Origin of the sequence: Pseudomonas argentinensis (assembly GCF_001839655.2) — a bacterium.
Classification (GTDB): domain Bacteria; phylum Pseudomonadota; class Gammaproteobacteria; order Pseudomonadales; family Pseudomonadaceae; genus Aquipseudomonas; species Aquipseudomonas argentinensis_B.
The window spans coordinates 4,604,327-4,629,338 of record NZ_CP056087.1 but is presented as its reverse complement, the minus strand read 5'-3'; the positions used below and the strand labels follow the sequence as shown (position 1 = coordinate 4,629,338).

The 25,012-nt window shown below is 65.3% G+C and carries 19 protein-coding genes; 3 read left to right on the top strand and 16 right to left on the bottom strand.

Features of this window, described 5'->3' with window-relative positions:
- Positions 1–23: 23 nt before the first annotated feature.
- The gene (hemH, locus tag SA190iCDA_RS20905; RefSeq protein ID WP_070887624.1) at positions 24–1,046 is read left to right on the top strand and encodes a ferrochelatase; all 1,023 of its coding nucleotides are present in this window, start codon (positions 24–26) and stop codon (positions 1,044–1,046) included.
- 39 nt (positions 1,047–1,085) lie between these two features.
- Here the strand turns inward: hemH and SA190iCDA_RS20900 are convergent, their stop codons facing one another.
- Both SA190iCDA_RS20900 and upp read right to left on the bottom strand, forming a co-directional pair.
- Entirely contained in the window at positions 1,086–2,363 is a 1,278-nt protein-coding gene (locus SA190iCDA_RS20900; protein WP_070887623.1) for a uracil-xanthine permease family protein, read from the bottom strand.
- Positions 2,364–2,366: 3 nt separating this feature from the next.
- On the bottom strand, positions 2,367–3,005 hold the full coding sequence (gene upp / locus SA190iCDA_RS20895; RefSeq protein WP_013790052.1) for a uracil phosphoribosyltransferase: 639 nt from the start codon (positions 3,003–3,005) through the stop codon (positions 2,367–2,369).
- Between the two features lie 250 nt (positions 3,006–3,255).
- On the opposite strand from upp, the gene SA190iCDA_RS20890 reads away from it, so the two are divergent.
- On the top strand, positions 3,256–3,813 hold the full coding sequence (locus SA190iCDA_RS20890; RefSeq protein WP_013790053.1) for a hypoxanthine-guanine phosphoribosyltransferase: 558 nt from the start codon (positions 3,256–3,258) through the stop codon (positions 3,811–3,813).
- A gap of 242 nt (positions 3,814–4,055) precedes the next feature.
- On the opposite strand, the gene dauA is transcribed toward SA190iCDA_RS20890, so the two are convergent.
- Positions 4,056–5,762: a C4-dicarboxylic acid transporter DauA gene (gene dauA, locus SA190iCDA_RS20885; protein WP_070887622.1), complete on the bottom strand. Its 1,707-nt coding sequence runs from the start codon at positions 5,760–5,762 to the stop codon at positions 4,056–4,058.
- A gap of 196 nt (positions 5,763–5,958) precedes the next feature.
- Here dauA and SA190iCDA_RS20880 point away from each other — a divergent pair, with 196 nt between their 5' ends.
- Positions 5,959–6,246: a PA4642 family protein gene (locus SA190iCDA_RS20880; RefSeq protein ID WP_070887621.1), complete on the top strand. Its 288-nt coding sequence runs from the start codon at positions 5,959–5,961 to the stop codon at positions 6,244–6,246.
- A gap of 269 nt (positions 6,247–6,515) precedes the next feature.
- Here SA190iCDA_RS20880 and SA190iCDA_RS20875 read toward each other — a convergent pair whose 3' ends face one another.
- The 13 genes from SA190iCDA_RS20875 to SA190iCDA_RS20815 form a co-directional block, all read right to left on the bottom strand.
- Entirely contained in the window at positions 6,516–6,818 is a 303-nt protein-coding gene (locus tag SA190iCDA_RS20875) for a DUF2845 domain-containing protein (RefSeq protein ID WP_070887620.1), read from the bottom strand.
- A 2-nt stretch (positions 6,819–6,820) separates the two neighbouring features.
- Entirely contained in the window at positions 6,821–7,117 is a 297-nt protein-coding gene (locus SA190iCDA_RS20870) for a DUF2845 domain-containing protein (RefSeq protein WP_070887619.1), read from the bottom strand.
- Positions 7,117–10,065, bottom strand: a complete 2,949-nt coding sequence (locus tag SA190iCDA_RS20865; protein ID WP_070887618.1) for a DUF748 domain-containing protein — start codon at positions 10,063–10,065, stop codon at positions 7,117–7,119. Before SA190iCDA_RS20865 ends, SA190iCDA_RS20870 begins: the two co-directional genes overlap by 1 nt.
- 77 nt (positions 10,066–10,142) lie before the next feature.
- Positions 10,143–11,159 carry a class I SAM-dependent rRNA methyltransferase gene (locus SA190iCDA_RS20860; RefSeq protein WP_070887617.1) on the bottom strand — a complete coding sequence of 339 codons (1,017 nt, stop codon included), beginning with the start codon at positions 11,157–11,159 and terminating at the stop codon, positions 10,143–10,145.
- A 96-nt stretch (positions 11,160–11,255) separates the two neighbouring features.
- The gene (locus SA190iCDA_RS20855; RefSeq protein ID WP_070887616.1) at positions 11,256–12,131 is read right to left on the bottom strand and encodes an oxygenase MpaB family protein; all 876 of its coding nucleotides are present in this window, start codon (positions 12,129–12,131) and stop codon (positions 11,256–11,258) included.
- A 141-nt stretch (positions 12,132–12,272) separates the two neighbouring features.
- Positions 12,273–14,210, bottom strand: coding sequence for an acetate--CoA ligase (acs, locus tag SA190iCDA_RS20850; protein WP_070887615.1), 1,938 nt, complete (start codon positions 14,208–14,210; stop codon positions 12,273–12,275).
- Positions 14,211–14,333: 123 nt separating this feature from the next.
- Positions 14,334–15,998 carry a glucose-6-phosphate isomerase gene (gene pgi, locus SA190iCDA_RS20845; RefSeq protein WP_070887614.1) on the bottom strand — a complete coding sequence of 555 codons (1,665 nt, stop codon included), beginning with the start codon at positions 15,996–15,998 and terminating at the stop codon, positions 14,334–14,336.
- A 104-nt stretch (positions 15,999–16,102) separates the two neighbouring features.
- Positions 16,103–16,963: a pantoate--beta-alanine ligase gene (gene panC / locus SA190iCDA_RS20840; protein WP_070887613.1), complete on the bottom strand. Its 861-nt coding sequence runs from the start codon at positions 16,961–16,963 to the stop codon at positions 16,103–16,105.
- Positions 16,960–17,760 carry a 3-methyl-2-oxobutanoate hydroxymethyltransferase gene (gene panB, locus SA190iCDA_RS20835; RefSeq protein ID WP_070887612.1) on the bottom strand — a complete coding sequence of 267 codons (801 nt, stop codon included), beginning with the start codon at positions 17,758–17,760 and terminating at the stop codon, positions 16,960–16,962. The genes panC and panB overlap by 4 nt, the downstream gene beginning before the upstream one ends.
- A gap of 210 nt (positions 17,761–17,970) precedes the next feature.
- On the bottom strand, positions 17,971–18,453 hold the full coding sequence (gene folK, locus SA190iCDA_RS20830) for a 2-amino-4-hydroxy-6-hydroxymethyldihydropteridine diphosphokinase (RefSeq protein WP_070887611.1): 483 nt from the start codon (positions 18,451–18,453) through the stop codon (positions 17,971–17,973).
- A gap of 3 nt (positions 18,454–18,456) precedes the next feature.
- Positions 18,457–19,848 carry a polynucleotide adenylyltransferase PcnB gene (locus SA190iCDA_RS20825; RefSeq protein WP_070887610.1) on the bottom strand — a complete coding sequence of 464 codons (1,392 nt, stop codon included), beginning with the start codon at positions 19,846–19,848 and terminating at the stop codon, positions 18,457–18,459.
- 647 nt (positions 19,849–20,495) lie between these two features.
- Entirely contained in the window at positions 20,496–21,917 is a 1,422-nt protein-coding gene (locus tag SA190iCDA_RS20820; RefSeq protein WP_070887609.1) for a sigma-54-dependent transcriptional regulator, read from the bottom strand.
- A gap of 92 nt (positions 21,918–22,009) precedes the next feature.
- On the bottom strand, positions 22,010–24,964 hold the full coding sequence (locus SA190iCDA_RS20815; RefSeq protein ID WP_170833983.1) for a sensor histidine kinase: 2,955 nt from the start codon (positions 24,962–24,964) through the stop codon (positions 22,010–22,012).
- Positions 24,965–25,012 lie beyond the last annotated feature (48 nt).

The window sequence follows — 25,012 nt, the reverse complement described above, 5'->3', positions numbered from 1 at the left end:
GTGGCACCTTCAAGGGATATTGCATGACCGATCACGCCTTACTTCTGGTCAACCTCGGCTCGCCGGCGTCCACCGAAGTCGCCGATGTACGCAGTTATCTCAATCAATTCCTCATGGACCCCTACGTGGTCGACCTGCCCTGGCCGCTGCGCCGGCTGCTGGTCTCGCTGATTCTGATCCGCCGCCCGGCGCAGTCGGCCCACGCCTATGCGTCGATCTGGTGGCCGGAGGGCTCGCCGTTGGTCGTGCTCAGCAAGCGCCTGCAGGCGGCGATGAAGAGCCAGTGGACCCAGGGGCCGGTGGAGCTGGCCATGCGCTATGGCGAGCCGTCCCTGGACACTGTGCTGACCCGCCTGGCCGGGCAGGGCATCACCCAGGTCACCCTGGCGCCGCTGTACCCGCAGTTCGCCGACAGCACCACCACCACGGTGATCGAGGAGGCCAAGCGCGTGGTGCGCGAGCGCAAGCTGCCGATCCGCTTCTCGATCCTGCCGCCGTTCTTCCAGGACCCCGATTACATCGAGGCCCTGGCCGACAGCGCCCGGCCCTACCTGGAAAAGGAGTTCGATCACCTGCTGCTGAGTTTCCACGGTTTGCCGGAGCGGCACCTGCGCAAGCTCGATGCGACTGGCCACTGCCTGCGCGGACCCGACTGCTGCCGCACGGCGTCGCCCGAGGTGCTCGCCACCTGCTACCGCGCCCAGTGCATGCGCAGCGCCGAAGCCTTCGCCACGCGCATGGGCCTGCGGCCGGAGCAGTGGTCGGTCTCCTTCCAGTCGCGCCTGGGCAAGGACAAGTGGATCGAGCCCTACACCGAGGCGCGCCTCGACGAGCTGGCCGCCCAGGGCGTGAAAAAGCTGCTGGTGATGTGCCCGGCCTTCGTGGCCGACTGCATCGAGACGTTGGAGGAGATCGGTGATCGCGGCCGTGAGCAGTTCCAGGGGGCGGGCGGTGAAAGCCTGGAGCTGGTGCCCTGCCTGAACGACCATCCGAGCTGGGTGGCAGCGCTCAAGCGGCTTTGCGAGCGAGCCCCGCAGAGCGTGTAAAAAAATGCCCGGTCAGAACCGGGCATTTTTCTTTCTCTCTCAGACGTCGGGCGCTTCGTCGGCGCTTTTCTTCTTCCACCCGTCATTGCCGGGCAGGATCAGGTTCAGGGCGATGGCGACGATGGCGCACAGGGCGATGCCCTTGAGGCCGAAGTCGTCAGGGCCATCGCCGGTACCGATCAGCACGCCGCCGATACCGAACACCAGGGTCACCGAGACGATCACCAGGTTGCGCGCTTCGCTGAGGTCGACGCTGTGGCGAATCAGGGTGTTCATCCCTACCGCAGCGATGGAGCCGAACAACAGGCACAGGATACCGCCCATCACCGGCACCGGAATGCTCTGCAGGATGGCGCCGAACTTGCCGATGAAGGCCAGGACGATGGCGAAGATCGCCGCCCAGGTCATGATCTTCGGGTTGTAGGCCTTGGTCAGCATCACCGCGCCGGTGACTTCCGCGTAGGTGGTGTTCGGTGGGCCGCCGAACAGACCCGCTGCCGAGGTGGCCACACCGTCACCGAGCAGGGTGCGATGCAGGCCTGGGTTCTTCAGGTAGTTCTTGCCGGTCACGCTGCCCACGGCGATCACCCCGCCGATGTGCTCGATGGCCGGTGCCAGGGCGACCGGGACGATAAACAGGATCGCCTGCCAGTTGAACGCTGGTGCGGTGAACGCCGGCACGGCCAGCCAGGGCGCGGTGGCCACGTGGCCGAGGTCGAGGGCGCCGAAGTAGATCGACAGGGCGAAGCCCACCAGGATGCCGGAGATGATCGGCACCAGGCGGAAGATGCCACGGCCGAACACGGCGACGATCAGGGTGGTCAGCAGGGTTGGCATGGAAATCCACATCGCCGTGCTGTAGGGCAGCAGCACACTGCCGTCACCGGCCTTGCCCATGGCCATGTTGGCGGCAATCGGTGCCATGGCCAGGCCGATGGAAATGATCACCGGGCCGATCACCACCGGCGGCAGCAGGCGGTCAATGAACCCGGTGCCCTTGATCTTCACGGCCAGGCCGAGAAAGGTGTAGACGAAGCCCGCCGCGACCACGCCGCCCATGGTTTCGGCCAGGCCGAACTGGCCCTTGGCGAGGATGATCGGCGTGATGAACGCGAAGCTCGAGGCCAGGAACACCGGCACCTGACGGCCGGTGACGATCTGGAACAGGATGGTGCCCAGGCCCGCCGTGAACAGCGCCACATTGGGATCCAGGCCGGTGATCAGCGGCATCAGCACCAACGCGCCAAAGGCCACGAAGAGCATCTGCGCACCGGACAGCACCTGCCGCCACAACGGATCGTTGTATTCGTCGTGCATCGATCAGGCGTCCTTTTGCTTGGTGCCGAAGATCTTGTCGCCGGCATCACCGAGGCCCGGGATGATGTAGCCATGTTCGTTGAGGCGCTGGTCGATGGATGCGGTGTAGATCTGCACGTCCGGGTGCGCCTCGTTCACCGCCTTGATGCCTTCGGGAGCGGCGACCAGCACCATGGCACGGATCTCCTTGCAGCCGGCCTTCTTCAAGAGGTCGATGGTGGCGACCATGGAGGAGCCGGTGGCCAGCATCGGGTCGATGATCATCGCCAGGCGCTCGTTGATTTCCGGCACCAGCTTTTCCAGGTAGGTGTGCGCCTGCAGGGTTTCTTCGTTGCGCGCCACGCCGACGGCGCTGACCTTGGCACCCGGGATCAGGCTGAGCACGCCGTCGAGCATGCCGATGCCGGCCCGCAGGATCGGCACCACGGTGATCTTCTTGCCGGAAATCTTCTCGACCTGTACCGGGCCGGCCCAGCCTTCGATTTCATAGGTTTCCAGGCGCAGATCCTTGGTCGCCTCGTAAGTGAGCAGGGCGCCCACTTCCTGAGCCAGTTCGCGGAAGTTCTTGGTACTGATATCCGCGCGGCGCATGAGGCCGATCTTGTGGCGAATCAGCGGGTGGCGGATCTCGAGGACGGGCATTGCGGGGTCTCCGGCAAAAATGGGCAAAAAACACGCTAGATTAAAGCATTGCATCGCAACTTGGCGCTGTGGATGTGGAACTTTTGATAATCACCGAGCAACGGCTATGCCACCTGTCGCGTGTTGACGGTGGCGCTTGCGCCTTGTCGGGCGGATGCGTAACGTTGCCGGCTTTTTTCTGACCCGGTGATCAATGCCTGCGCCGGGGCCACCCATGCGGTGCACGCCAGCCCGCCTATGAGGACACGATATGTCTGCCGATCTCGCCCACATCCGCCAGGTAATGGCCGAAGCCGACTGCCTGTACAGCGAAGCCGACGTGGAGGCCGCCATCACCCGCGTCGCGGCGGCCATCAACGCCGATCTGGCCGAGCGCAACCCGGTGGTGTTCTGCGTGATGAACGGCGGGCTGATCTTCTCCGGCAAACTGCTGACCCAGCTCGACTTCCCGCTGGAAGCCAGCTACCTGCACGCCAGCCGCTACCGCAACCAGACCAGCGGCGGCGAGTTGTTCTGGAAGGCCAAGCCGGAGGTGTCGTTCATCGACCGCGACGTGCTGATCATCGATGACATCCTCGATGAAGGGCACACCCTGGGCGCGATCATCGACTTCTGTCACCACGCCGGTGCCGCCAACGTGCACACCGCGGTGCTGATCGACAAGGATCACGACCGCAAGGCACGCCCCGACCTGAAAGCCGACTACGTGGGCCTGCCGTGCATCGATCGCTACATCTTCGGTTACGGCATGGATTACAAGGGCTACTGGCGCAACGCCCCGGGCATCTACGCGGTGAAAGGGCTCTGAGAGCCTGTTCACGATCTTTTTAGGCGACATTAAAGAGGCTGCTACAAGGCAGAAGCGGACATTGAGCTTCAAGCCGCAAGCCTCAAGCTGCAAGAAGAAGCTAGAGCACTGCGGACTGCTTTTAACTTGTAGCTTGCAGCTTGCAGCTTGCGGCCGCTTCCGCCACTTTGCAGGCAAAGCGCTGAAGTCCAGGCGAAAGATTGTGAACAGGTTCCAAGCCCTTCGGCTGGCCGGCGCGCGGCTCAGGCGTCGCCTGGCCAGCCTTCACACATCGCCCGTGCCTGGGCTAGATCACGGGCGTAGCTGAGGCGCCCATGGGCTCGCTGCAGGCCGGCCCGGCGCAGCTTCAGGCGCAGTGACGGCGAGGCGCCGCTGACGATCAGGGCGATGTCCTGCTGGCGGTATTCCAGCACGGTGCTATGCAGCGCGGCGAGGGCGGTCATGTCGAGCATCGGCACGGCGCTGACATCCAGAATCACCACGCGGATATGCGGGTCGAGGCGGCGCAGGGTTTCCAGCGTGCGCTGCGCCGCGCCAAAGAACAGGGGTCCGCGGATGGCCAGCGCCAGCACGTGCTCGGGCAGGTCGTTCAGCGCCTGATGGCTGTACCGCGGAAGGCTGCGGGCATCGGTCAGCTCGCTCATGCGCTTGATGAACAGCCCGGCCGCCAGCAACAGGCCGACGCCCACCGCCAGCACCATGTCGAACAGTACCGTGAGCAGCAGGCAGGTCAGCAGCACCAGCACGTCGCTGCGTGGGGCGATGCGCAGGGTGTGGGCCACGTGATGGGCTTCGCTCATGTTCCAGGCCACCATCAGCAGCAGGGCGGCCAGCGCCGCCATCGGCAGGTAGCTGAACAGCGGTGCGAGAAACACGATGGCCGCCAGTACCACGCCGGCATGGATGATCGCCGCCAACGGTGAGCAGGCGCCGGCCCGTACATTGGTGGCACTGCGGGCGATGGCCGCGGTGGCGGTGATGCCGCCGAACAGCGGCGCGACCAGGTTACCGATGCCCTGGCCGAGCAGTTCGGCGTTGGGATCGTGCTTGCTGCCGGTCATGCCGTCGGCGACCACCGCGCAAAGCAGCGACTCGATGGCGCCAAGCATGGCAATGGCAAAGGCCGGCGCCAGCAACTGGCGGATCAGCTCGAACGACAGCAGCAGCGGCTGGCCATCGGCGCCCGGCAATTGCCAGGGCCAGGCGAAGCTCGGCAGAAACGGCGGAATGCCCGGATAGCTGATGCCACCGACGCTGTAGCTAAAACGCTCGCCCAGGGTCGCCACCGGCAGACCGCCCCGTTCCAGTGCCATGCCCAGCAATGCGCCAGCCGTCAGCGCCACCAGGTGCCCGGGCACCCGCGGCACCAGCCGCGGCCATAGCAGCAGCACGCTGAGGCAGGCCAGGGCCACCAGGCTGTCACCGGGCTGGATGCCGGGTAGCGCCTGCCAGAGCATCTGCAGCTGCTGTACGTAGTGGCTTGGCTGCCCGGCCAATTGCAGGCCGAGCAGGTCCTTGAGCTGCAGGGTGGCGATGACGATGCCGATGCCGGCGGTGAAACCGAGGGTGACCGGGTAGGGCACGAATTCGATCAACCGCCCGGCCTTGAACAGCCCCAGAGCGATCAGGATCAGCCCGGCCATCAGGGTGCACAGCAGCAGTCCGCCGATGCCGAACTGCCCGGTGATCGGCAGGAGGATCACCACGAAGGCGGCGGTGGGGCCGGAAATATTGAAGCGCGAGCCACCGCACAGGGCGATCAGCGGGGCGGCGACCAGCACCGTGTACAGGCCGTGTTGCGGCGCCACGCCCACGGCGATCGCCAGGGCCATGGCCAGGGGAATGGCGATGATGCCCACCGTGAGGCCGGCCCCCAGGTCGCCGCGCAGGCTGGCCCAGGAGTAGCCACTACGCAGGCTCTGGCGGCAGGCGGCGAACAGGGTGGGCATGGTGGCGCTTCCTGGAGGATTGCCGCCAGTATAGAGCGGCGCCGGGCGCTTGGGTGTTGACCTATGTCGGCTGGTGACGGAGGCGCGGCGGTGTTACAAAGACCGGCTGCAGTCGGTATTCGCGTCGTGCGTTGAGCGGCTGCAGCGCCGGCGTTACACTGCCGGCCCCGTGTGTTCTGGTTGGCTGGAGTGAGCGATGCGTAAAGACAAGAAGCAGGTGATTGGCGACGACGTGAGCGATGAGCAGATCAAGCTGTTTCTCGCCGTGGAACCGGCCGATGCCACGCCGCCCTCGCTGCACAAGCTGGTCAAGGCCTACCGTGGCCTGCGCGATCACGACTTCGAGCGTTTCCTGGGCTTCTTCGTCGAGGCCGGTTATGACCTGGATGCCAAGGACGCCGCCGGCAATGACTTCATCGCCCTGATCCAGGATCAGCGCAATGCCGAAGCCTATATCCAGGCAGTCAAAGCCGCTCGCGGCTAAGAACCTGTCCACGATCTTTTAGGCGATATGAAAGAGGCTGCTACAAGGCAGAAGCGGACATTGAGCTTCAAGCCGCAAGCCTCAAGCTGCAAGAAGAAGCTAGAGCACTGCGGACTGCTTTTAACCTGTAGCTTGGAGCTTGGAGCTTGCAGCTGCTTGCGCCACTTAGCTGCTAAAATTGACGAACCTGGGCTTGAAGCCTTTGAGCCGGTTCCAGGATCTCTCCGGCGGCGACCTTCTGTCGTCGCCTATCCGCTTAGGGCAGCAAGCTAATCGCCGCGCTTGCTGTCGATCCGCTCCAGACGATTGCCCACAAAGCGCAGGAAGTAGTTCATGCCGTTGCGCGGGCCATAATTCCATTCTTCTATCTGCACCTCATGGGTGAAGCCATAGCTGTCGGTCTGCTCCTTGTAACCGACGAACGCGCGGTTATTTGGCTCGCCGCATTTGGCCTGCACCTCGGCCGTGGTGTCGCCGGTGCTGGCGATCGCGCTGCCGCAGCGCCAGGTCGCGGCATCGACGGTGCCGGCCAGCAGCACGAGCAGGGGGCAGGGGATGAGTGTCTTGATCATGGTTATTGCCGGCGTTTGCGCTCGATGCGCGTCAGCCGATTGCCCTCGAAGGTCAGGATGGTGAACATGCCGTTGCTGGGCTCGTAGGCCCATTCCTCGATACTGGTTTCACGTCGGTTGTAGGGGCCAACGGTGTAGCCGACCGGATCGCGAAACGCCGGCTCGCCACATTTGTGCATCACCTCGAAGGTGCGATCGCCCAGGTTCACCAGCTTGCTGCCGCAGCGCAGCGTGTCGGCGTGGCTTAGCAGCGGGCTGGCGCACAGTGCCAGTAGCAGACTCAGTCGTTTCATGCTCATCACTCGCTGCCCAGATGAAGGGGGGTGGCCACGCGGCCATCGGGTTCGGCCTGGCCCAGGTTGACGTCGAGCAGGTAGATACGCTCGTCCGCCAGTTTGCCATTGTCCACCAGATAGGCCTTGATCGCCGCCGCACGTGCCTGCGCCAGCTGGCGCTGCAGGCCGCGGCTGTCGCTCCAGGATGCCAGCACCGCCGCGTGCAGCTTGGCGGTGCGTTCTTCATCGCTCAGTTTGGCCCAGTCGGCCGGCGGCTGCTGCTTGAGGCGTGCGCGGTAGATGCCTTCGAGCAGCGGCGCTTTTTCGTCCTCGGGCACCACCAGCTCTTCGGCACTGGCCGGCACCTGGTCACCACGACGCTGCATGATGCGGTACAGGTAATCCTGGTACTCGCGCTCCAGGCGCCGTTCGGCGAGAGGCGGGCCGTCGCTGCTCTGGGCGGCGGCGCCTTCGATTTCCAGGCGCAGGGCCGGGCGTTCCTGCAGGGCGCTGGCCAGGGTGTCGAGGGCTTTGCGGGCCTGGCCGTCCAGTTCGGCACTGCCCTGGGTGAACAGCACGGTGCTGAGATCCATCTCGCTGCCGCCGCTGACCAGGCCGCCGATGAACTTGAACGGCGCCTGGGCGGTGCGCAGCACCAGGTTGCGCAGGGTCTGCCAGACGATCGGCATGACGCTGAACTGCGGGTCGTTGAGATCGCCCTGTACGGGCAGCTCCAGGGAGATACGCCCCTGGGTGTCCTTGAGCAGGGCCACGGCCAGGCGGATCGGCAGGTCGACGGCGTCCGGGCTGTCGACCTTTTCGCCGAGCTGCAGCTGCTCGACCAGCACCTTGTTCTCTGCATTGAGCTTGCCGTCGTTGATTCGGTAGTGCAGATCCAGGTTCAGCCGGCCTTTGCGGATGCGATAGCCGGCGAACTTGCCGGAGTAAGGCGTCAAGGTGGTCAGCTCGACCTGGCGGAAGCGGGTGGCGATGTCCAGGCTCTGCAGCGGGTCGAACGGCGTCAGGCTGCCCTTGATGCTGACCGGTGCGTAGCGGTCGACCTTGCCGCTGATATCCACCGGAGCAGGCTTGTTGCCTGTGCTGTCGAGGGTGCCGATGCGGCCATTGAGCTGCTGCACGGCGGTGGCGAAGTTGGGCCGGAGGCTGAAGTCGGCGAAGTTGGCCGAGCCGTCCTTGAGGTTGACCTCGCCGATGCGGATCGCCAGCGGTTTGCTCTCGGATGCCGCAGCGGACGACTGCGCCTGCGCGGCATTGCCGGCCGGCTGCCTGATGATCAGCTCGTTGACGTTGGTGGTGAGGTCTTCGTTGATGATGAAACGCGCATAAGGCTGCTGCAGGTCGACCCGTTCGATGTCCAGGCGCTCGCCATGGCGGTAATCGATGCCGCCCAGGTCGAGCTGCTTCCAGCGCAGCAGGTCGCGGTCCTTGATCGTGTCGAGGGTATGCAACTGGGTCACCTGGGCGTTGCCCTGCACGCGCAGCGCCAGGGGCTCGGTACTGGTCAGGGCGACGTCGAGATCGCTGCTCAGCAGGCCGCTGCGCAGTTCCAGGTGCACGAAGGGGCTGATATAGGCCTGGGCCAGGCGCATATCGAGGTTGCGGGTGGCGACCTTCAGGCGGGCGGTGGTCGGGCTCAGCTGCACCTGGCCCTGGGCCTCGAGCTTGCCCTGCTTGCCGACGCCGGTATCCAACTTGAGGGTGAAGGGCGAGGTGCCCAGGCTGTCGAAATTCTGCATGTCGAGGTTGAGCGGGCCGAGTTCGACGGCGACTTCCTCGCTCGGCACACGGTCAACCAGGTGGGCGTGGTAGTCGCGCAGCTGCACGTCCCTGGCCTGCACCTGCCAGGGCTTGGCGGGCGCTTTCGTGGCTGGCCTGGCCTGGCTGTCGTTCTCGCTGACGCCGGCGTTCGGTTGTTTGCCATCGTCTGTTTGCGCCTGCTGTGGCTTGCCGGCAAACAGCTTCTGCCAGTCCAGCTCACCATCTTTTTCGCGGGCAGCCCAGGCTTCGAGCTTCTGCCCGCGCACCTTGCCGATCACCACCTGCTGCTTGGCCAGGTCCAGCGAGGTTTCGCTGATCTCCAGGGCTTGCAGCTTGACCAGCGGCTTGCCGTCCGGGGTTTTCATGGCGAAGGGCGCGGCCTTGATACGGGTGTTGCTGAGCGTCAGCTCGGTGCCCTGACGCAGGTCCAGGCGGTAGTCGGTGGCGAGATTCACCACGCCCTGCTCGAGCACCAGCGGTACGGCGTCGCGCACGTAGGGCCAGAAGGCCTGCATGGGCTCGTCGGTGATCTTCAGGTTGCCGCTGGAGCTGAACGGGCTCAGGCTCAGCTCGCCGCGCCAATCGATGCGCCCACCGGCCGGGCCGGTGGCCACCAGGGTCATGTCGGCGTTGTCGTCCGGCAGGGTGCTGAGGTTGTGCAGCTCGAGGTTCAGGTCGTCGTAGTGGATGTCGATCGGCTCCTGGGGGCGCAGGTCCTGAAAGCGCAGGTTGCCGCCGGCGAGTTCGATACGGTCGATACGCAGGGGAAACGGCTCGCTCGGCTCGCTCGGCTCGTCGGGCTTGGGCTCGCTGGGCGGCAGCTTGAACAGTTGCGCCAGGTTCAGGCTGCCGTCCTTGGCGAAACGGACCTCGGTGTGCGGCTTGACCAGGGTCACGTCCGCCAGGTGCAGGGCGCCGCTCCACAGGCTGTCCAGCTGCAGGTCGACCGTCAGGTGTTCGAACGCCACCTGCTCCTTGCCGGGCTCGCCCAGGTGCAGGCCCCACAGTTTAAGTTCCAGGGTAAAGGGGTGGAGCTGCAGACGATCCAGCCGCGCCGGCTGGGTGGCGTAATTCGCCAACTGCTGATTGGCGATGCGCAGGGCAACGCCTGGCAGGATCAGGAAGCCGATCAGGCTGTACAGCCCCAGGGCAATCAACAGGGCAGTGGCGGCGCGGCGCAATCCTTTGGGCATGGTTTCGCTTCATCTTCCTGGCGGGAGTGCCTTGGATTATGGCATGGGGCCTGGGTTCCACGGGAGGCGGCCGCTTATCAGAAATGCAGAACCAGGGTTTTCAGCGGCGGGTTGCCATCCTGCGAAGGGAAGTCCTGCGCCGGCTGCAATTGCTCGTACTCGCGTACCGGGCGACCGAGCTTGGCGGCACAACGCAACACCTGCTCGCGCCACTCTTCCATGGCGACTTTCGCCAGGTTGTTGCAGCACACCAGGGTGCCGTCTTCGGTGGTGGCGAGAATCGCCGGCTTGAGCAGGCTCTGGTAATCGCGCAGCAGGTCGACGGTGCCAAAGGCGCTCTTGGCCCAGGCCGGCGGGTCGAGAAACACCAGGTCGAACTGGCGCTGTTCCAGGCGTGGGTAGCTCGGCAGTTTCTGGCCGCGCCGGGCAGCGATGGGCAGGCCGGCCCACTGGCGGATCGCCGGGAAGTAATCCGATTGCACGTACTGCATGGCCGGCAGGTTCGGGTTGAGTGCGCCATTCTCCCGGCCAACCGCCAGGTTGCCTTCGGCGAAGTCGAGGTTGACTATCTCGCGGGCACCGCCAGCGGCGGCGTTCAAGCCCACGCCGCAGGTGTAGGCGAACAGGTTGAGCACGCTTTTCCCGGCGCTATGGCGCTGCACCCAGCCGCGGGCGTTGCGCAGGTCGAGAAACAGCAGTGGGTCCTGCCCGGCATGCCGGCCGCGAACCCGGTAGTTCAGGCCCCATTCCCGACCCACCAGGTCGACCAGCGCGTCGTCATCGGCGCTGTACACCAGGTCGCTGCGGTCGACGCGCGAGTTGCCCCTGGAGCGGTCGTTGTAGACCAGCAGTGTCTGCAGCCCGAGGGTTTCGTCGACTTGCTCGTGCAGGGCCAGCAGCTCGTCGCGGCCCAGGGTCTGGTGAAAGCTCTGCACCATCAGCTGCGGGCCGTAGCGGTCGAGGGTCAGGCCACCGGCGCCTTCCTGGCTGCCATGGAACAGGCGATAGCAGTTTGTTTGCTGCCCGTGCAGTTCGGCGATCAGGGCTTGGCGATTGGCGAGTGCGGCGCGCACTGCCTGGTCGAGAGACGGCATGGCGGCGACTCGTGGAAAAGGGGCGCGCAGTCTACCACCCTCGGAATCCATTGAACGCCTGCCGGGTCCCCGTTGCATGCCTGGCTTGCCGGACGCTCAGTACGGCGGCAGGCCCATGCGAATTCGCGACCGGTGCAGCGAGCCACTGCGCACCGCCCAGCGAATGACCGGCGCGATGCCGTGCACGCCGCTGCGTACCAGGCGGCTGCGCAGCGGCGTCATGGGGTGGTCGAGCATCCGCTGCGCCCAGTCCGGCAACAGGTCGATACCGGCCTGCATAAACAGCTTGCCAACCGGTGCGGCCAGCCGGCTGGGCGCAGGTGCCGCCAGCAGGATGCGCAGGATTTCCCGTGAGCGTTCGTCGCACTGCAACTGGCCTCGCATGCGCTGCAGGTAGCTGTCGATCTGCGCCCGGTCGCGTGGCACGTCGCGCGCGCCCAGGCGTTCGGCCACCAGGGCGATCTCGGCGTAGTAGCGATCCTGATCGGCGCCGCTCATCTGCGGATTGAGATAAAGCAAATGCGCCTGCAGAAAACTGTGCACCTCGGCCACGTGTACCCAGGTCAGCAGTTCGGGGTCGCTGGCGCTGTAGGGGCGGCCATCCGGCGCGGTACCGACCACATGCAGGTGGATGCGCCTGACCTTGTCGATCAGCCAGTCGGCGTCGGCCCGGCTGGCGAAGGTGGTGCCGGAAACGAACTGGCCGGTGCGGCGCAAACGGCCGAGCAGGTCTTCGCGAAAATTGGAGTGATCCCAGACCCCGGCCAGCGCCAGCGGATGCAGTGCCTGCAATAGCAGGGCGGTGATACCGCCGATCAGCATGCTGGTGAAGTCGCCGTGGATACGCCAGCACACCGCCTCCGGGCCGAACAGGCCAGGGTCGCCCTTGGGGTTTTCGAAGTCGATCTGGCCGAGAGAAATGCCGCTCAGGCTCAGGGCTTGCTGTTCGATACGGCGGCGAATGATTTCCATGGCGCGAGCCTAATGCGCGCGGATGCTGGCCACAAGTCCGGCCACAATGGCGGATGTGCCGGGTATCGCGGCGCTCCATGCCGGGCTCCGGCGCGGTCGTGCGGCAGTGTTAACAGGCCCTAGAGCGCCCGGGAGCGGTCGTCAGGAGTTGAGCCGCTCGGCCACCAGGCTGTCGACCACCGCCGGGTCGGCCAGGGTCGAGGTATCACCGAGGCTGTCCAGTTCGTTGCAGGCGATCTTGCGCAGGATGCGGCGCATGATCTTGCCCGAGCGGGTCTTCGGCAGGCCCGGCGCCCACTGGATCAGCTCCGGCTTGGCGAAGCTGCCGATTTCCTTGCCGACCAGGCTGAGCAGCTCTTTCTTCAACTCGTCGCTGGGCTCGACGCCGTTCATGGCGGTGACAAAGGCGTAGATGCCCTGGCCCTTGACGTCGTGGGGGTAGCCGACCACGGCGGCTTCGGCCACGGCGTCGTGCAGCACCAGGGCGCTTTCCACTTCGGCGGTGCCGATGCGGTGGCCGGAGACGTTGATCACGTCATCGATGCGCCCGGTGATCCACCAGTAACCATCCTCGTCGCGGCGCGCGCCGTCACCGCTGAAGTAGTAGCCGGGGTAGGCGGTGAAGTAGGTCTCCAGCATGCGCTGGTGGTCGCCGTACACGCTGCGGATCTGGCTCGGCCAGCTGGCCTTGATCGCCAGCACGCCGGCGCCTGGGCCGTCGATCTCCTTGCCCTGTTCGTCGAGCAGCACCGGTTGCACGCCGAAGAACGGGCGGGTCGCCGAGCCCGGCTTGAGGTCGGTGGCACCGGGCAGCGGGGTGATCATGATGGCGCCGGTCTCGGTCTGCCACCAGGTGTCGACGATGGGGCAGCGCTGCTCGCCGACCACCTTGAAGTACCACTCCCAGGCTTCCGGGTTGATCGGCTCGCCAACGCTGCCGAGCAGGCGCAGGCTGCTGCGCGAGGCTTTCTTCACCGGTGCCTCGCCTTCACGCATCAGCGCACGCAGGGCGGTCGGCGCGGTGTAGAAGATGTTCACCTGATGCTTGTCGATCACCTGCCAGAAGCGCGAGGTGTCCGGGTAGTTGGGCACACCCTCGAAGATCAGGCTGGTGGCGCCGTTGGCCAGCGGGCCGTAGACGATGTAGCTGTGCCCGGTGACCCAGCCGACATCGGCGGTGCACCAGTAGATGTCGCCGTTGTGGTAGTCGAACACGTACTTGTGGGTCATCGCCGCCTGCAGCAGGTAGCCGGCGGTGCTGTGCAGCACACCCTTGGGTTTGCCGGTGCTGCCCGATGTGTAGAGGATAAACAGCGGGTCTTCGGCGTCCATCGGCTCGGCGGGGCAGTCGGCGCCTACCTGCTGCACGGCCTCGCCGTACCAGAGGTCGCGCTTCTGATCCCAGTCGACGGGGTTGCCGGTGCGCTTGACCACCAGCACGGTGGACACGTCTGGGCAGCTGTTCAGGGCCTTGTCGACGTTGCCCTTGAGCGGGACCAGCTTGCCGCCGCGCACCGCCTCATCGGCGGTGATCACCGTGCGGCAATCGGCATCCAGAATACGGTCGCGCAGGGCGTCCGGGGAGAAGCCGCCGAACACTACCGAATGCACCGCACCGATACGGGTGCAGGCGAGCATGGCGTAGGCCGCCTCGGGGATCATCGGCATGTAGATGCACACCCGGTCGCCTTTCTTCACGCCGCGCCTCTTCAGCACGTTGGCCAGGCGGCAGACTTGCTCGTGTAGCTGTTTGTAGGTGATGCGGGCCGAGTCCTTCGGGTCGTCGCCTTCCCAGATCAACGCCACCTGATCACCGCGTTTGGCCAGGTGGCGGTCGATGCAGTTGTGGCTGATGTTCAGCTTGCCGCCAGCGAACCAGCGGATGTCGCCCCGGCTCAGGCTGCCGCTGCAGACCTGGTCCCAGGGTTTGAACCAGTCGAGAAAGGCCTTGGCCTGCTCACTCCAGAAGGTCCGCGGGTCGTCGACCGATTGGCGGTAGAGGCGCTGGTAGCTGGCGTCGTCGAGGTGGGTACGCTGGCGGGCGGCGTCACTGACGGGGTAGCGATGGGGGAGAGACATGGCGGGTTACCCTTGTTGTTATATGTCTGCAATAGACACTAAGGGTAGCAGCCAAGTTTTAGGGCGAGACCAAGAGTGGTTCAACGTATTGCAGGCGCCGGCAATGGGCGCCTGCAACAAATATCAGCCGCGGTGGCGACCACGGAAGTAGTTGATCAGCCCCTGGGTGGAGCCGTCTTCGGCGCTGGCTTGCTCGCTGCCGACCATGCGCGAGTAGACCCCCTTGCCCAGCTCCTTGCCGAGCTCCACGCCCCACTGATCGAAGGCGTTGATGCCCCAGATGGCGCTCTGGGCGAACACCTTGTGCTCGTACAGCGCCACCAGGGCGCCGAGACGACGCGGGCTGATGCGCTCCAGCACCAGGGTATTGCTCGGCCGGTTGCCGGGAATCACCTTGTGCGGCGCCAGGCGCTGCACGTCGTCCTCGCCCATGCCCTTGGCGCGCAGTTCGGCTTCCGCCTCCTCGCGGGATTTGCCGAGCATCAGCGCCTGGCTCTGCGACAAGCAGTTGGCGTACAGCCACTGGTGGTGGTCGGCAACCGGATTGAAGCTGACCACCGGCACGATAAAGTCCGCCGGAATCAATTGGGTGCCCTGGTGCAGCAACTGGTGGTAGGCGTGCTGGCCGTTGCAGCCCACACCGCCCCAGATCACCGGGCCGGTGGCGCCACCCACCGGGCTGCCATCCTGGCGCACGCGCTTGCCGTTGGACTCCATGTCCAGCTGCTGCAGGTGCTTGGTGATGTTGCGCAGGTAGTGGTCGTAGGGCAGGATCGCCTGGCTCTGGGCATCCCAGAAGTTGCCGTACCAGATGCCCAGCAGGGCCAGGAGGATCGGCATGTTCTGCTCGAACGGCGCGGTCTTGAAATGCATGTCCATGCTGTAGGCGCCGGCCAGCAGCTCCTTGAAGTTGGACATGCCGATGGACAGGGCGATCGGCAAACCGATGGCCGACCACAGCGAATAACGCCCGCCCACCCAGTCCCACATCGGAAAGATGTTTTCCTCGCGGATGCCGAAGCTCACCGCTGCCTCGCGGTTGCTCGACACGGCGATGAAGTGGCGGTACAGCTCGGCCTCCGAGCCGCCCTGGGCCAGATACCAGCCGCGCGCCGCCTGGGCGTTCTTCAGGGTTTCCAGGGTGCCGAAGGATTTCGACGAGACGATGAACAGGGTGGTTTCCGCCTGCAGCTTGGCCGATAGCTCATGGAACTCGCTGCCGTCGATATTGGCCAGGTAATGGCAGCGCACGCCGCGCTGGGCGAATGGTAGCAGTGCCTCGGAGACCAGCTGCGGGCCGAGGAAGGAGCCGCCGATGCCGATGTTCACCACATCGGTGATCGGCTTCTCGGTATAGCCGCGCCACAGGCCGCTGTGAATGCGCCCGACCAGCTCGGTCATCTGCTGCAGCACGCGCTGCACCTGGGGCATCACATCGACGCCGTCGACCAGCACCTTGTCGCCCAGCGGCCGGCGCAGGGCGGTGTGCAACGCCGGGCGGCCTTCCGAAGCATTGAGTTTCTCGCCGTCGAACATGGCGCGGATCGACTGCTCAAGACCGACTTCGCGGGCCAATGCCATCAGCAGGGCGATGGTCTGGTCGTTGGCCAGGTTCTTCGAATAATCGAGAAACAGCCCGCAGCTGCTCAGGGAAAACTGCTCGAAACGCCGTGGGTCGGCGGCAAAGGCATCGCGCATGCTGAAATGCTGCATGGCCTGGCGGTGCTGCTGCAGCGCCTGCCAGGTGGGAAGGGCAAGAACATCGAGCGGCTGATGGTGATACGCCATGGGGCATCCTTGTTGAGGCTTCGGTTGGCGGTTTGCTAGAGACTCAAGCATTAAAAAGCCCGGCTGATTGTCCGGGCTTTTCAGTGTACGCGTGCAGAACGGTTTCAGTAGCCCTGATCCAGGGTAAAACTCAGGTTGTCGATCAGTCGCGTGTTACCCAGGTAAGCCGCCACCAGCACCACCAGTTCGCGATCGCCAGGGCTGACCGCGCGCAGGCTCTGGGCCTCGCGCACTTCCAGGTAATCGGCGCGCAGGCCCGCAGCGGCATGCTGGCGCTGGGCGTCGGCAAGCAGTTTGGGCAGATCGCGTTCGCCGCCCTGGATGGCTTGGGCGATATGCTTGAGCGAGCGATAGAGTACGCTGGCGGTCGCCCGCTGATCGTCGCTGAGGTAGCCGTTGCGCGAGGACAGCGCCAGGCCGCTCTCGGCGCGTACCGTCGGCTCGCCGATGATTTCGATCGGCATGTTCAGGTCGCGCACCAGGGTGCGGATCACCGCCAGTTGCTGGAAGTCCTTCTGGCCGAATATGGCGAGATCCGGTTGCACCATGTTGAACAGTTTGGTCACCACGGTGGCCACGCCTTCGAAATGCCCGGGGCGGCTGGCACCGCACAGACCTTCGGACACGCCGGGCACGCTGACCCGCGTCTGCTCGCCCATGCCACCGGGGTACATTTCCTCGACATCCGGGTGGAACAGCAGATGGCAGCCCGCGTCGACCAGGCGCTGCTGGTCGGCCTGCAGGGTGCGCGGGTACTTGTCGAGATCCTCGGCAAGGCCAAACTGCATCGGGTTGACGAAGATGCTGGCAACCACGAAATCGGCGCGCTGCGCGGCTTTTTCCACCAGGGCGGCGTGGCCGGCGTGCAGGTTGCCCATGGTCGGCACCAGGCCGATCCGCTTGCCTTCCTTACGGGCCTGGGCGACGGCGGCGCGCAGCTCGCGCACGGTCTTGATGGTGTTCATGCGGAGAATCCGTGCTCGGCGGCGGGGAAGCTGACCGCCTTGACCTCTCTTACATAGGCAGAGAGGGCATCCTGGATGCTCGCCTGGCCGCTCATGAAGTTCTTCACGAACTTGGCCACCCGGCCGCTCAGCGACAGGCCGAGCATGTCGTGCAGCACCAGCACCTGGCCGTCGGTCTGCGGGCCGGCGCCGATGCCGATCACCGGTACCTTCACCGTGCGGCTGATTTCGCCGGCCAGGTCGCTCGGCACGCATTCGAGCAACAGCATGGCGGCGCCCGCCTGTTCCAGGGCGATGGCATCGGCGACCATCTGGCGCGCCTGGTGGTGTTCACGGCCCTGGACCTTGTAACCGCCGAGGATGTTCACCGCCTGGGGCGTCAGGCCCATGTGGGCGCATACCGGCACGCCACGTTCGGCCAGCTTGCTGATGGACTCGGCCAGCCAGGCGGCGCCTTCGACCTTGATCATGTGGGCGCCGGCCTGCATCAGCAGGCCCGAGTTGTGCAGGGTCTGCTCCAGGGTGGCATTGGCCATGAACGGCAGATCGGCGACGATCAGCGCGCCGGCATTGCCGCGCTTGACGCTGGCCGTGTGGTAGACGGTATCGGCCATGCTCACCGGCAGGGTGCTGTCATGCCCCTGCAGCACCATGCCCAGCGAGTCGCCGATCAGCAGCACTTCGACCCCGGCCTTGCTGCAGGCATCGGCGAAGGTGGCGTCGTAACAGGTCAGCATGGTGATTTTCTCACCCTTCTGCTTGAGAGCGCGCAGGGTGGTCAGGGTTACATCAGGCATGAACGTATCCTCACTCGGAACCTGTGCGGGCCTGTTCATGCAGGCTCTCGTGGAGCAGGTTCACGTTGGCATCGAAGGGGCAGCGGGGCTGCTTCAATGTGGCCCCGGCAGGGGCAATGGGTGGCTATAGTCCCGATGGCAGGGGCGCAAGTCAATCGAATGTGTTACCGCGCTGTTACGACGTTACCGCTAGGGGCACGGCCACTGGCGTCAGGGCGTGAGACGCTCCAGGCCCTCGAATGGACAGGCCGCCAGCAGCTCGCTGAGGGGGCGGCCGTCGGGTAGTTGCAGATCGTCGGTGGCGATCTCCGCCAGGGGATAGAGCACGAAGGCGCGGGCGTGCATATGGTAGTGCGGCACGCGCAGGCGTGGCTCGTCGATCAGCCGCTGGCCGAACAGCAGGATGTCCAGATCCAGGGTGCGCGGCCCCCAGCGCTCAATGCGCTCGCGGCCCTGATCCAGCTCGATGGCCTGCAGGGCATCGAGCAACTGCAGCGGTTGCAGCTCGGTATCCAGGGCGGCGACGGCGTTGGTGTAGCGGGGCTGGCCGGGCAGCAGCGAGTCGCTGACATACAAGGAAGACACCGCTGCCAGGCGGGTGTGCGACAGCTGCTCCAGCGCCACGAGTGCCTGGCGCAACTGCTCGGCGGGTTCGGCCAGGTTGCTGCCCAGGCCGATATAGGCGCGTTCCATCAGTTACTCGCCGCCGCCCTGGGGCGTGCGCTTGCGCTTGGCGCCGCCACTGCGACGGCGCTTGCGCGGCGCGCTGCCGGCCTCGTCCTTGCCTGACAGGTTGCGGATCATCACCCGACGATCACTGTCACTGGCGTCCTGGTAGTCGGTCCACCATTCGCCCAGGCCGCCGGTTTGCTCGCCAGCACTTTCGCGCAGCAACAGGAAGTCGTAGCCGGCGCGAAAGCGAGGATTCTCCAGCAGCAGGTCGGCGCGCTTGCCGCTGCGCCGTGGCAGGCGCTCCTGCATGTCCCAGATTTCGCGGATCGGCAGGGTGAAACGCTTCGGTACGGCGATGCGCTGGCACTGCTCGGCGATCAGCTCGTGGGCGGCTTCCTGCATGGCCGGAATGGCCGGCATGCCGCGTTCCTGCAGGCGAATCACCCGCGCTGGCAGGGCCGGCCAGAGCAGGGCGGCGAACAGGAAGGCCGGGGTCACCGGCTTGCCCTGATGGATGCGCAGGTCGGTGTTGTCCAGCGCATTGCGGATCAGCGTGTCGGTGTATTCCGGGTTCTGCCGCAGCGCCGCGGCGCTGGCCGGGAACAGCTGGCCGAACAGGCCGTAGTCGACCAGCAGGTCGTAGGTGTAGATGGCGTAGCCGCTGAGAAACAGCTTGAGCACTTCATCGAACAGGCGCGCGGCGGGAATGCCGCCCAGCAGGGGCGCCAGGTCATGGATGGGGTCGGCGCTGTGCTTCTCGATGTCGAAGTCCAGCTTGGCGGCGAAGCGCACGGCGCGCAGCATGCGCACCGGGTCTTCCTGATAACGCTGGGTGGGGTTGCCGATCAGCCGCACCAGGTTGTTGCGGATGTCGTGCATGCCGTTGGCGTAGTCGAGAATCCGCTCGGAAACCGGATCGTAGTACAGCGCGTTGATGGTGAAGTCACGGCGCTGGGCGTCGTCTTCCAGGGTGCCGTACACGTTGTCGCGCAGGATGCGGCCGCTTTCGTTGCGCGAGGACTGGTTGCTGTTCTCTTCCTCGTCGCCTTCCGGGTGATTGGCGCGGAAGGTGGCGGTTTCGATGATCTCGCGGCCAAAGTGCACATGCACCAGCTTGAAACGGCGGCCGATCACCCGAGCATTGCGAAACTCGGCCCTGACCTGCTCCGGCGTGGCGCTGGTAGCGACGTCGAAATCCTTGGGCTCGATGCCCAGCAGCAGGTCGCGCACGCAACCGCCAACCAGGTAGGCCTCGTAGCCGGCGTTCTGCAGGCGCTCGACCACGCTGATGGCGTGGCGGCTGATCTGCCCGCGCTGGATCGGGTGCTGGTTGTTGTTCAGCACGTGCGGTGTGCTGTGGGGCTGGTGCGCACGGCGCAGCGGCGAGCGAAAGGACTGGAACAGCTTTTTCAGCATGGAGGGCACTGTATGACGAATTGAGCGGCCAGAATAATGGAAAGGCGCAGAAATAGCGCGGATTCTAGCATTAGGTGACAGTGAGGCGTAAGCGGGGAGGCGGGCAGGCCGGGCGGGATACGACTGGGGGAGCCGAAGCTCCCCCATAAATGTTGCCATGTCGTTCTTGTTATGCAGGCTGTTGTTCTTGTTGGGATGCCTGTTTCCGGATCGGATCCGGAGTACCTCCCGACTGGGAGCAAGAGCGAACGGATTATTTTGGATGCTGACGCTACCTCGGGCCCTGGATCTCACCGCGTGGGTGGTATCCGTCGACATTTATTGTTGTTGTCTGTCTGGCTGGGGAGCCGAGAGGCGATCCTCTCCAAAATAATCAGTTAGCTGCGCCTTCCGCGATCTTGTTCTTATTGTGCTGAAGCCGTTGCGTCTTATTTTTATTATCGTGGGTCATGCTTGTTATTGTTGTTGTGCCAGAAATAAAGCATTCGCCGTGCCAGTTTTTATTTTTCCTTTAAAAACAGATGGTTGTGATTTTTTGTCTTTTTAGCGGGCAGAAAAAAGCCGGGGTTCCGTTACCGTAAACCCCGGCTTTGTTACGTGTTGTCATGAATGGCGGTAACATCCGCCCTAGAGCGTTGCGCGCCGTGTTACTCGCTGGCGGCACCGGACTTGCGGCGCGGAATGCCCAGGCGCTGGCGCCGTTCCCATAGGCACTTGCGGCTGATGCCCAGCTTGCGGGCCAGCTCGGTCTCGGTCATGTGGTCCTGGTGCTCGAGTACGAAGTGCTGGAAGTAGTCTTCCAGTGACAGGTCTTCACTGGGGTCCTGGCTGGTGGCGTTGACCGCGGCGCTCTGGGTCGCTAGGCCCATGAACACGTCCTCGTCCAGATCCTCCAGCTCGATGTCGATGCCCAGCAGGTCGGCGTTGATGGTGCTGCCGTCGCAGAGGATCACCGAGCGCTCGATGGCGTTCTCCAGCTCACGCACGTTGCCTGGCCAGCTGTAGTGGTGGATGGCCTGTTCGGCATCCGGGCCGAAGTGCAGGTCGGTACGGCTCATGCGCGCCGACTGGCGGGCCAGGAAGGCGCGGGCGATTTCCAGCACATCGGCACCGCGCTCGCGCAGTGGCGGCAGCTTCAGGGCGATGACGTGCAGGCGGTAATAGAGGTCTTCACGGAACTGGCCGGTCTTCGACAGGGTTTTCAGGTCGCGGTGGGTCGCGGCGATCAGGCGCACATCGACCTTTTGCGACTGCACCGAACCGACCCGACGAATCTCGCCTTCCTGCAGCACGCGCAGCAGGCGCGCCTGGGCTTCCAGGGGCAACTCGCCGATCTCGTCGAGAAACAGCGTGCCGCCGTCGGCCGCTTCCACCAGGCCGGCGCGGCTGGCGCTGGCCCCGGTAAAGGCGCCTTTCTCGTGGCCGAACAGTTCGGACTCGATCAGGGTTTCCGGAATCGCCGCGCAGTTGACCGAGATCAGCGGCGCCTTGGCGCGCTTGGACAGGTTGTGCAGGGCGCGGGCGACCAGCTCCTTGCCGGTGCCAGACTCGCCCTGTACCAGTACATTGGAGTCGGTGGGCGCGACTTTGCGGATCTTGCTGTACAGCTCCAGCATCGCCGGGCTCGAGCCGATGATGCCGATTTCGCCGGTGGCCGCCTTGTCGGCTTTCTCGGCGCCACGCGGGGCGGCCGGCGCCCCGGCGGCCTGGTTGCGCGCCTCGCGATCACGCAGGATGCGCGCTACCGCCTGGAGCATTTCGTCATGGTCGAAGGGCTTGGCGATGTAGTCGACGGCGCCCATCTTCATCGAATCGACCGCCGAGCGCAGGCTGGCATAGCTGGTCATGATCAGCACCGGCGCGCCCTGGGCGAGCTTGATCAATTCGGTGCCCGGCGCGCCCGGCAGGCGCAGGTCGCTGACCACCAGATCGAAGCCGGGAATATCGAAACGTTCCTGGGCTTCCTGTACCGAACCGGCCTCGCTGACCTGGTACTGGTTGCGTTCGAGCAGGCGACGCAGGGCAGAGCGGATGATGGTTTCGTCTTCGACGATCAGGATATGAGGCATTTAAACGAATTCTCTCGACGGTCTCGGAACCTGCTTCCTGTTGCCGCAGCCAAGCCCGGCCGCGCACTCCCAGGAATGCGGTTCTTCGGAATTTAGTTCGCCAGTGGCATTGCCTCGATGTGCCGCGGCAGCGTCACCCGGATGCGGGTGCCACGTTGCTGCTCGGGGTCGATCGGGCTGTCGATTGTTATCTGGCCATAATGCTCTTCCACGATGGAATAGACCAGCGCGAGGCCGAGTCCGGTTCCTTTTCCGGGATCCTTGGTGGTGAAGAACGGCTCGAACAGCCGGTCCATCACGCCCTTGGGAATGCCGCTGCCTTCGTCCTCGACGATCAGGTCGACAGTGTGCTCGGACGCCTCGCTGCGCACCCGGATCGCGCCGCCGGCAGGCGAGGCGTCGCGGGCATTGCTGAGCAGGTTGATCAGCACCTGGGCCAGGCGCTGGGGGTCGCCTTCGGCGCGGTGCGCGGGATCGCAGAGGTTGAAGAACTGCACGTCGACGCTGCGCCGGTTGAGAGCCAGCAGGCCGATGGCTTCCTGGGCGATTTGCGCCAGGCACACCGGCTCGTCGGCCTGCTGGTGGTTGCCGGAGTGGGCGAAGTTCATCAGCGAGTGGACGATGCGCGTGACCCGCTTGGTCTGCTCGAGGATCTGCCCGCTGATTTCGGTCAGCTCGGGGTCGCCCTCCCGTTCCTCGCGCAGGTTCTGCGCCAGGCAGGCGATGCCGGTGATCGGGTTGCCGATCTCGTGGGCCACCCCGGCGGCCAGGCGGCCGATGCTGGCCAGGCGTTCGGAGTGCACCAGCTTGTCTTCGAGCATCTGGGTCTCGGTCAGGTCCTCGACCAGCAGCACCAGGCCGCTGTTGCCGGGGGCCAGGGGTTCGTCGATGGCCGCCTTGTGCAGGTTCAGCCAGCGGGTCTGGCCGTCGAGGGCCAGGCGCTGCTTGTGCAGGTGCTCGTCGGGAATCTCGGTGAAGCTCTGCAGCAGCTCGCGCCAGGGCTCGGCCAGGGTCGACAGGCGCGAGCCGACGATGCGCTGGGCGGGAATCTCGGTGAGTTCCTCCATGGCCTTGTTCCACATCAGGATCTCGTGATCCTTGGCCAGTGAGCAGACGCCCATGGGCAGCTCCTGCAGGGTCTGGCGGTGGTAGCGGCGCAGGGCATCGAGCTCGGCGGCCAGGCCCGTGAGGCGCGAGTGGTAGTCCTCCAGGCGGCTCTCGATGAAGTGGATGTCCTCGGTCACGTAGCCTTCGCTGCCGGACTTGTAGGGCAGGAAGGATTCGATGATGTCCTGGGCCACGCTGGGGCCCATCAGGCCGGACAGGTTGGCCTCCAGGCGGTCACGCAGGCGGCGTAGCGCGTAGGGGCGGCTTTCGTCGAAGGGCAGGTGCAGGTCGCGCAGGGCCTGTTCGACCTCGCGCTGGGCGGTCTTGGCGCCGAGGGGCTTGGCCAGCTGGGCAGCGAACTCCTGAGGGGACAGGGCCAGTAGTTCGCGGCGTTGCGGGCGGCGCACGTTGTCCACCGCGCAGGCCTCGGCGGCGCTGTCTTCCTCGGGGCTGGAGTCGGTGAACACCGAAACCAGGGTGAACACCAGCACGTTGATGGCCAGCGAGGCGATGGCCGCCAGGTGCCAGCTGCTGTCATCGAGCACGTAGACAAGATCCAGCACCGGCACGTACAGGCCGGGCAGGGTACCGAGCAGCGGCAGCAGCATGCTCACGCCCCACACCGCGATACCAGCCAGCAGCCCGGCGATGAAGCCGCGGCGGTTGGCGGTCGGCCAGTACAGCACCGAGAGCACGCCGGGCAGGAACTGCAGGGTGGCGACGAAGGAGACGATGCCCAGGTTGGCCAGGTCCTGCTGGGCGTCGAGCAGGTTGTAGAAGGCGTAGCTGGCCAGGATGATGGCGACGATCAGCGCGCGGCGCGTCCATTTCAGCCAGCGGTAGATGTTGCCTTCGGCCGGCGGCTGGTAGAGCGGCAGCACCACATGGTTGAGCAGCATGCCGGACAGCGCCAGGGTGGTGACGATGATCAGCCCGCTGGAGGCCGACAGGCCGCCGATGTAGGCGATCAGCGCCAGCGTCGGGCTGTCCACGGCGATGCCCAGGCCGAGGGTGAAGTACTCTGGGTTGGTGGTCGAGCCCAGGCGCAGCCCGGCCCACAGCACCAGCGGCACGGCCAGGCTCATCAGCAGCAGGAACAGCGGCAGGCCCCAGCTGGCGCTGACCAGGGCCCGCGGGTTGAGGTTCTCGGTAAAGGTCATGTGGTACATGTGCGGCATGACGATCGCCGAGGCGAAGAACACCAGCAGCAGGGTACGCCATGGGCCTTCCTGCAAGGGCGTGTGCAGGCTGGCCAGGGCGGCCTGGTTGAGCACCAGCCATTGCTCCAGCTCACGAGGGCCGTCGAATACCGCATACAGCGCGTACAGACCGATGGCGCCCATGGCCAGCAGCTTGACCACCGACTCGAAGGCGATGGCGAACACCAGGCCTTCGTGTTTTTCCCGGGTGGCCAGGTGGCGGGCGCCGAACAGGATGGTCACCAGGATGAACAGCCCGCAGAACGCGAGGGCGATCTGCGGCTGCACCGCTTCGCGGGTGAGGATGCCAATGGCGTCGGTCACCGCCTGGATCTGCAGGGCCAGCAGCGGCAGCACGGCGATCAGCATGCACAGGGTGCTCAGCGCGCCGGCCCAGGTGCTGCGAAAGCGGAAAGCGAACAGGTCGGCCAGCGATGACAGCTGGTAGGTGCGGGTGATGCGCAGGATGGGGTAGAGCAACACCGGGGCGAGCAGGAAGGCGCCGGTCACGCCCAGGTAACTGGCCAGGAAGCCGTAGCCATACTGGTAAGCGAGGCCGACGCTGCCATAGAAGGCCCAGGCGCTGGCGTACACGCCCAGCGACAGGGTGTAGGTCAGCGGGTGGCGGATGAGGCGGCGTGGGATCAGGCCGCGGTCGGCGCACCAGGCGACGGCGAACAGCACGAGCAGGTAGGCGGCGCTGATCAGCATCAGCCCGCTGAGGCTAAAGCTCATCGGCATTCACGGCTCTGCGATTCAGGGGAGGCGGCGGGCGTCGGCTGGCGCATC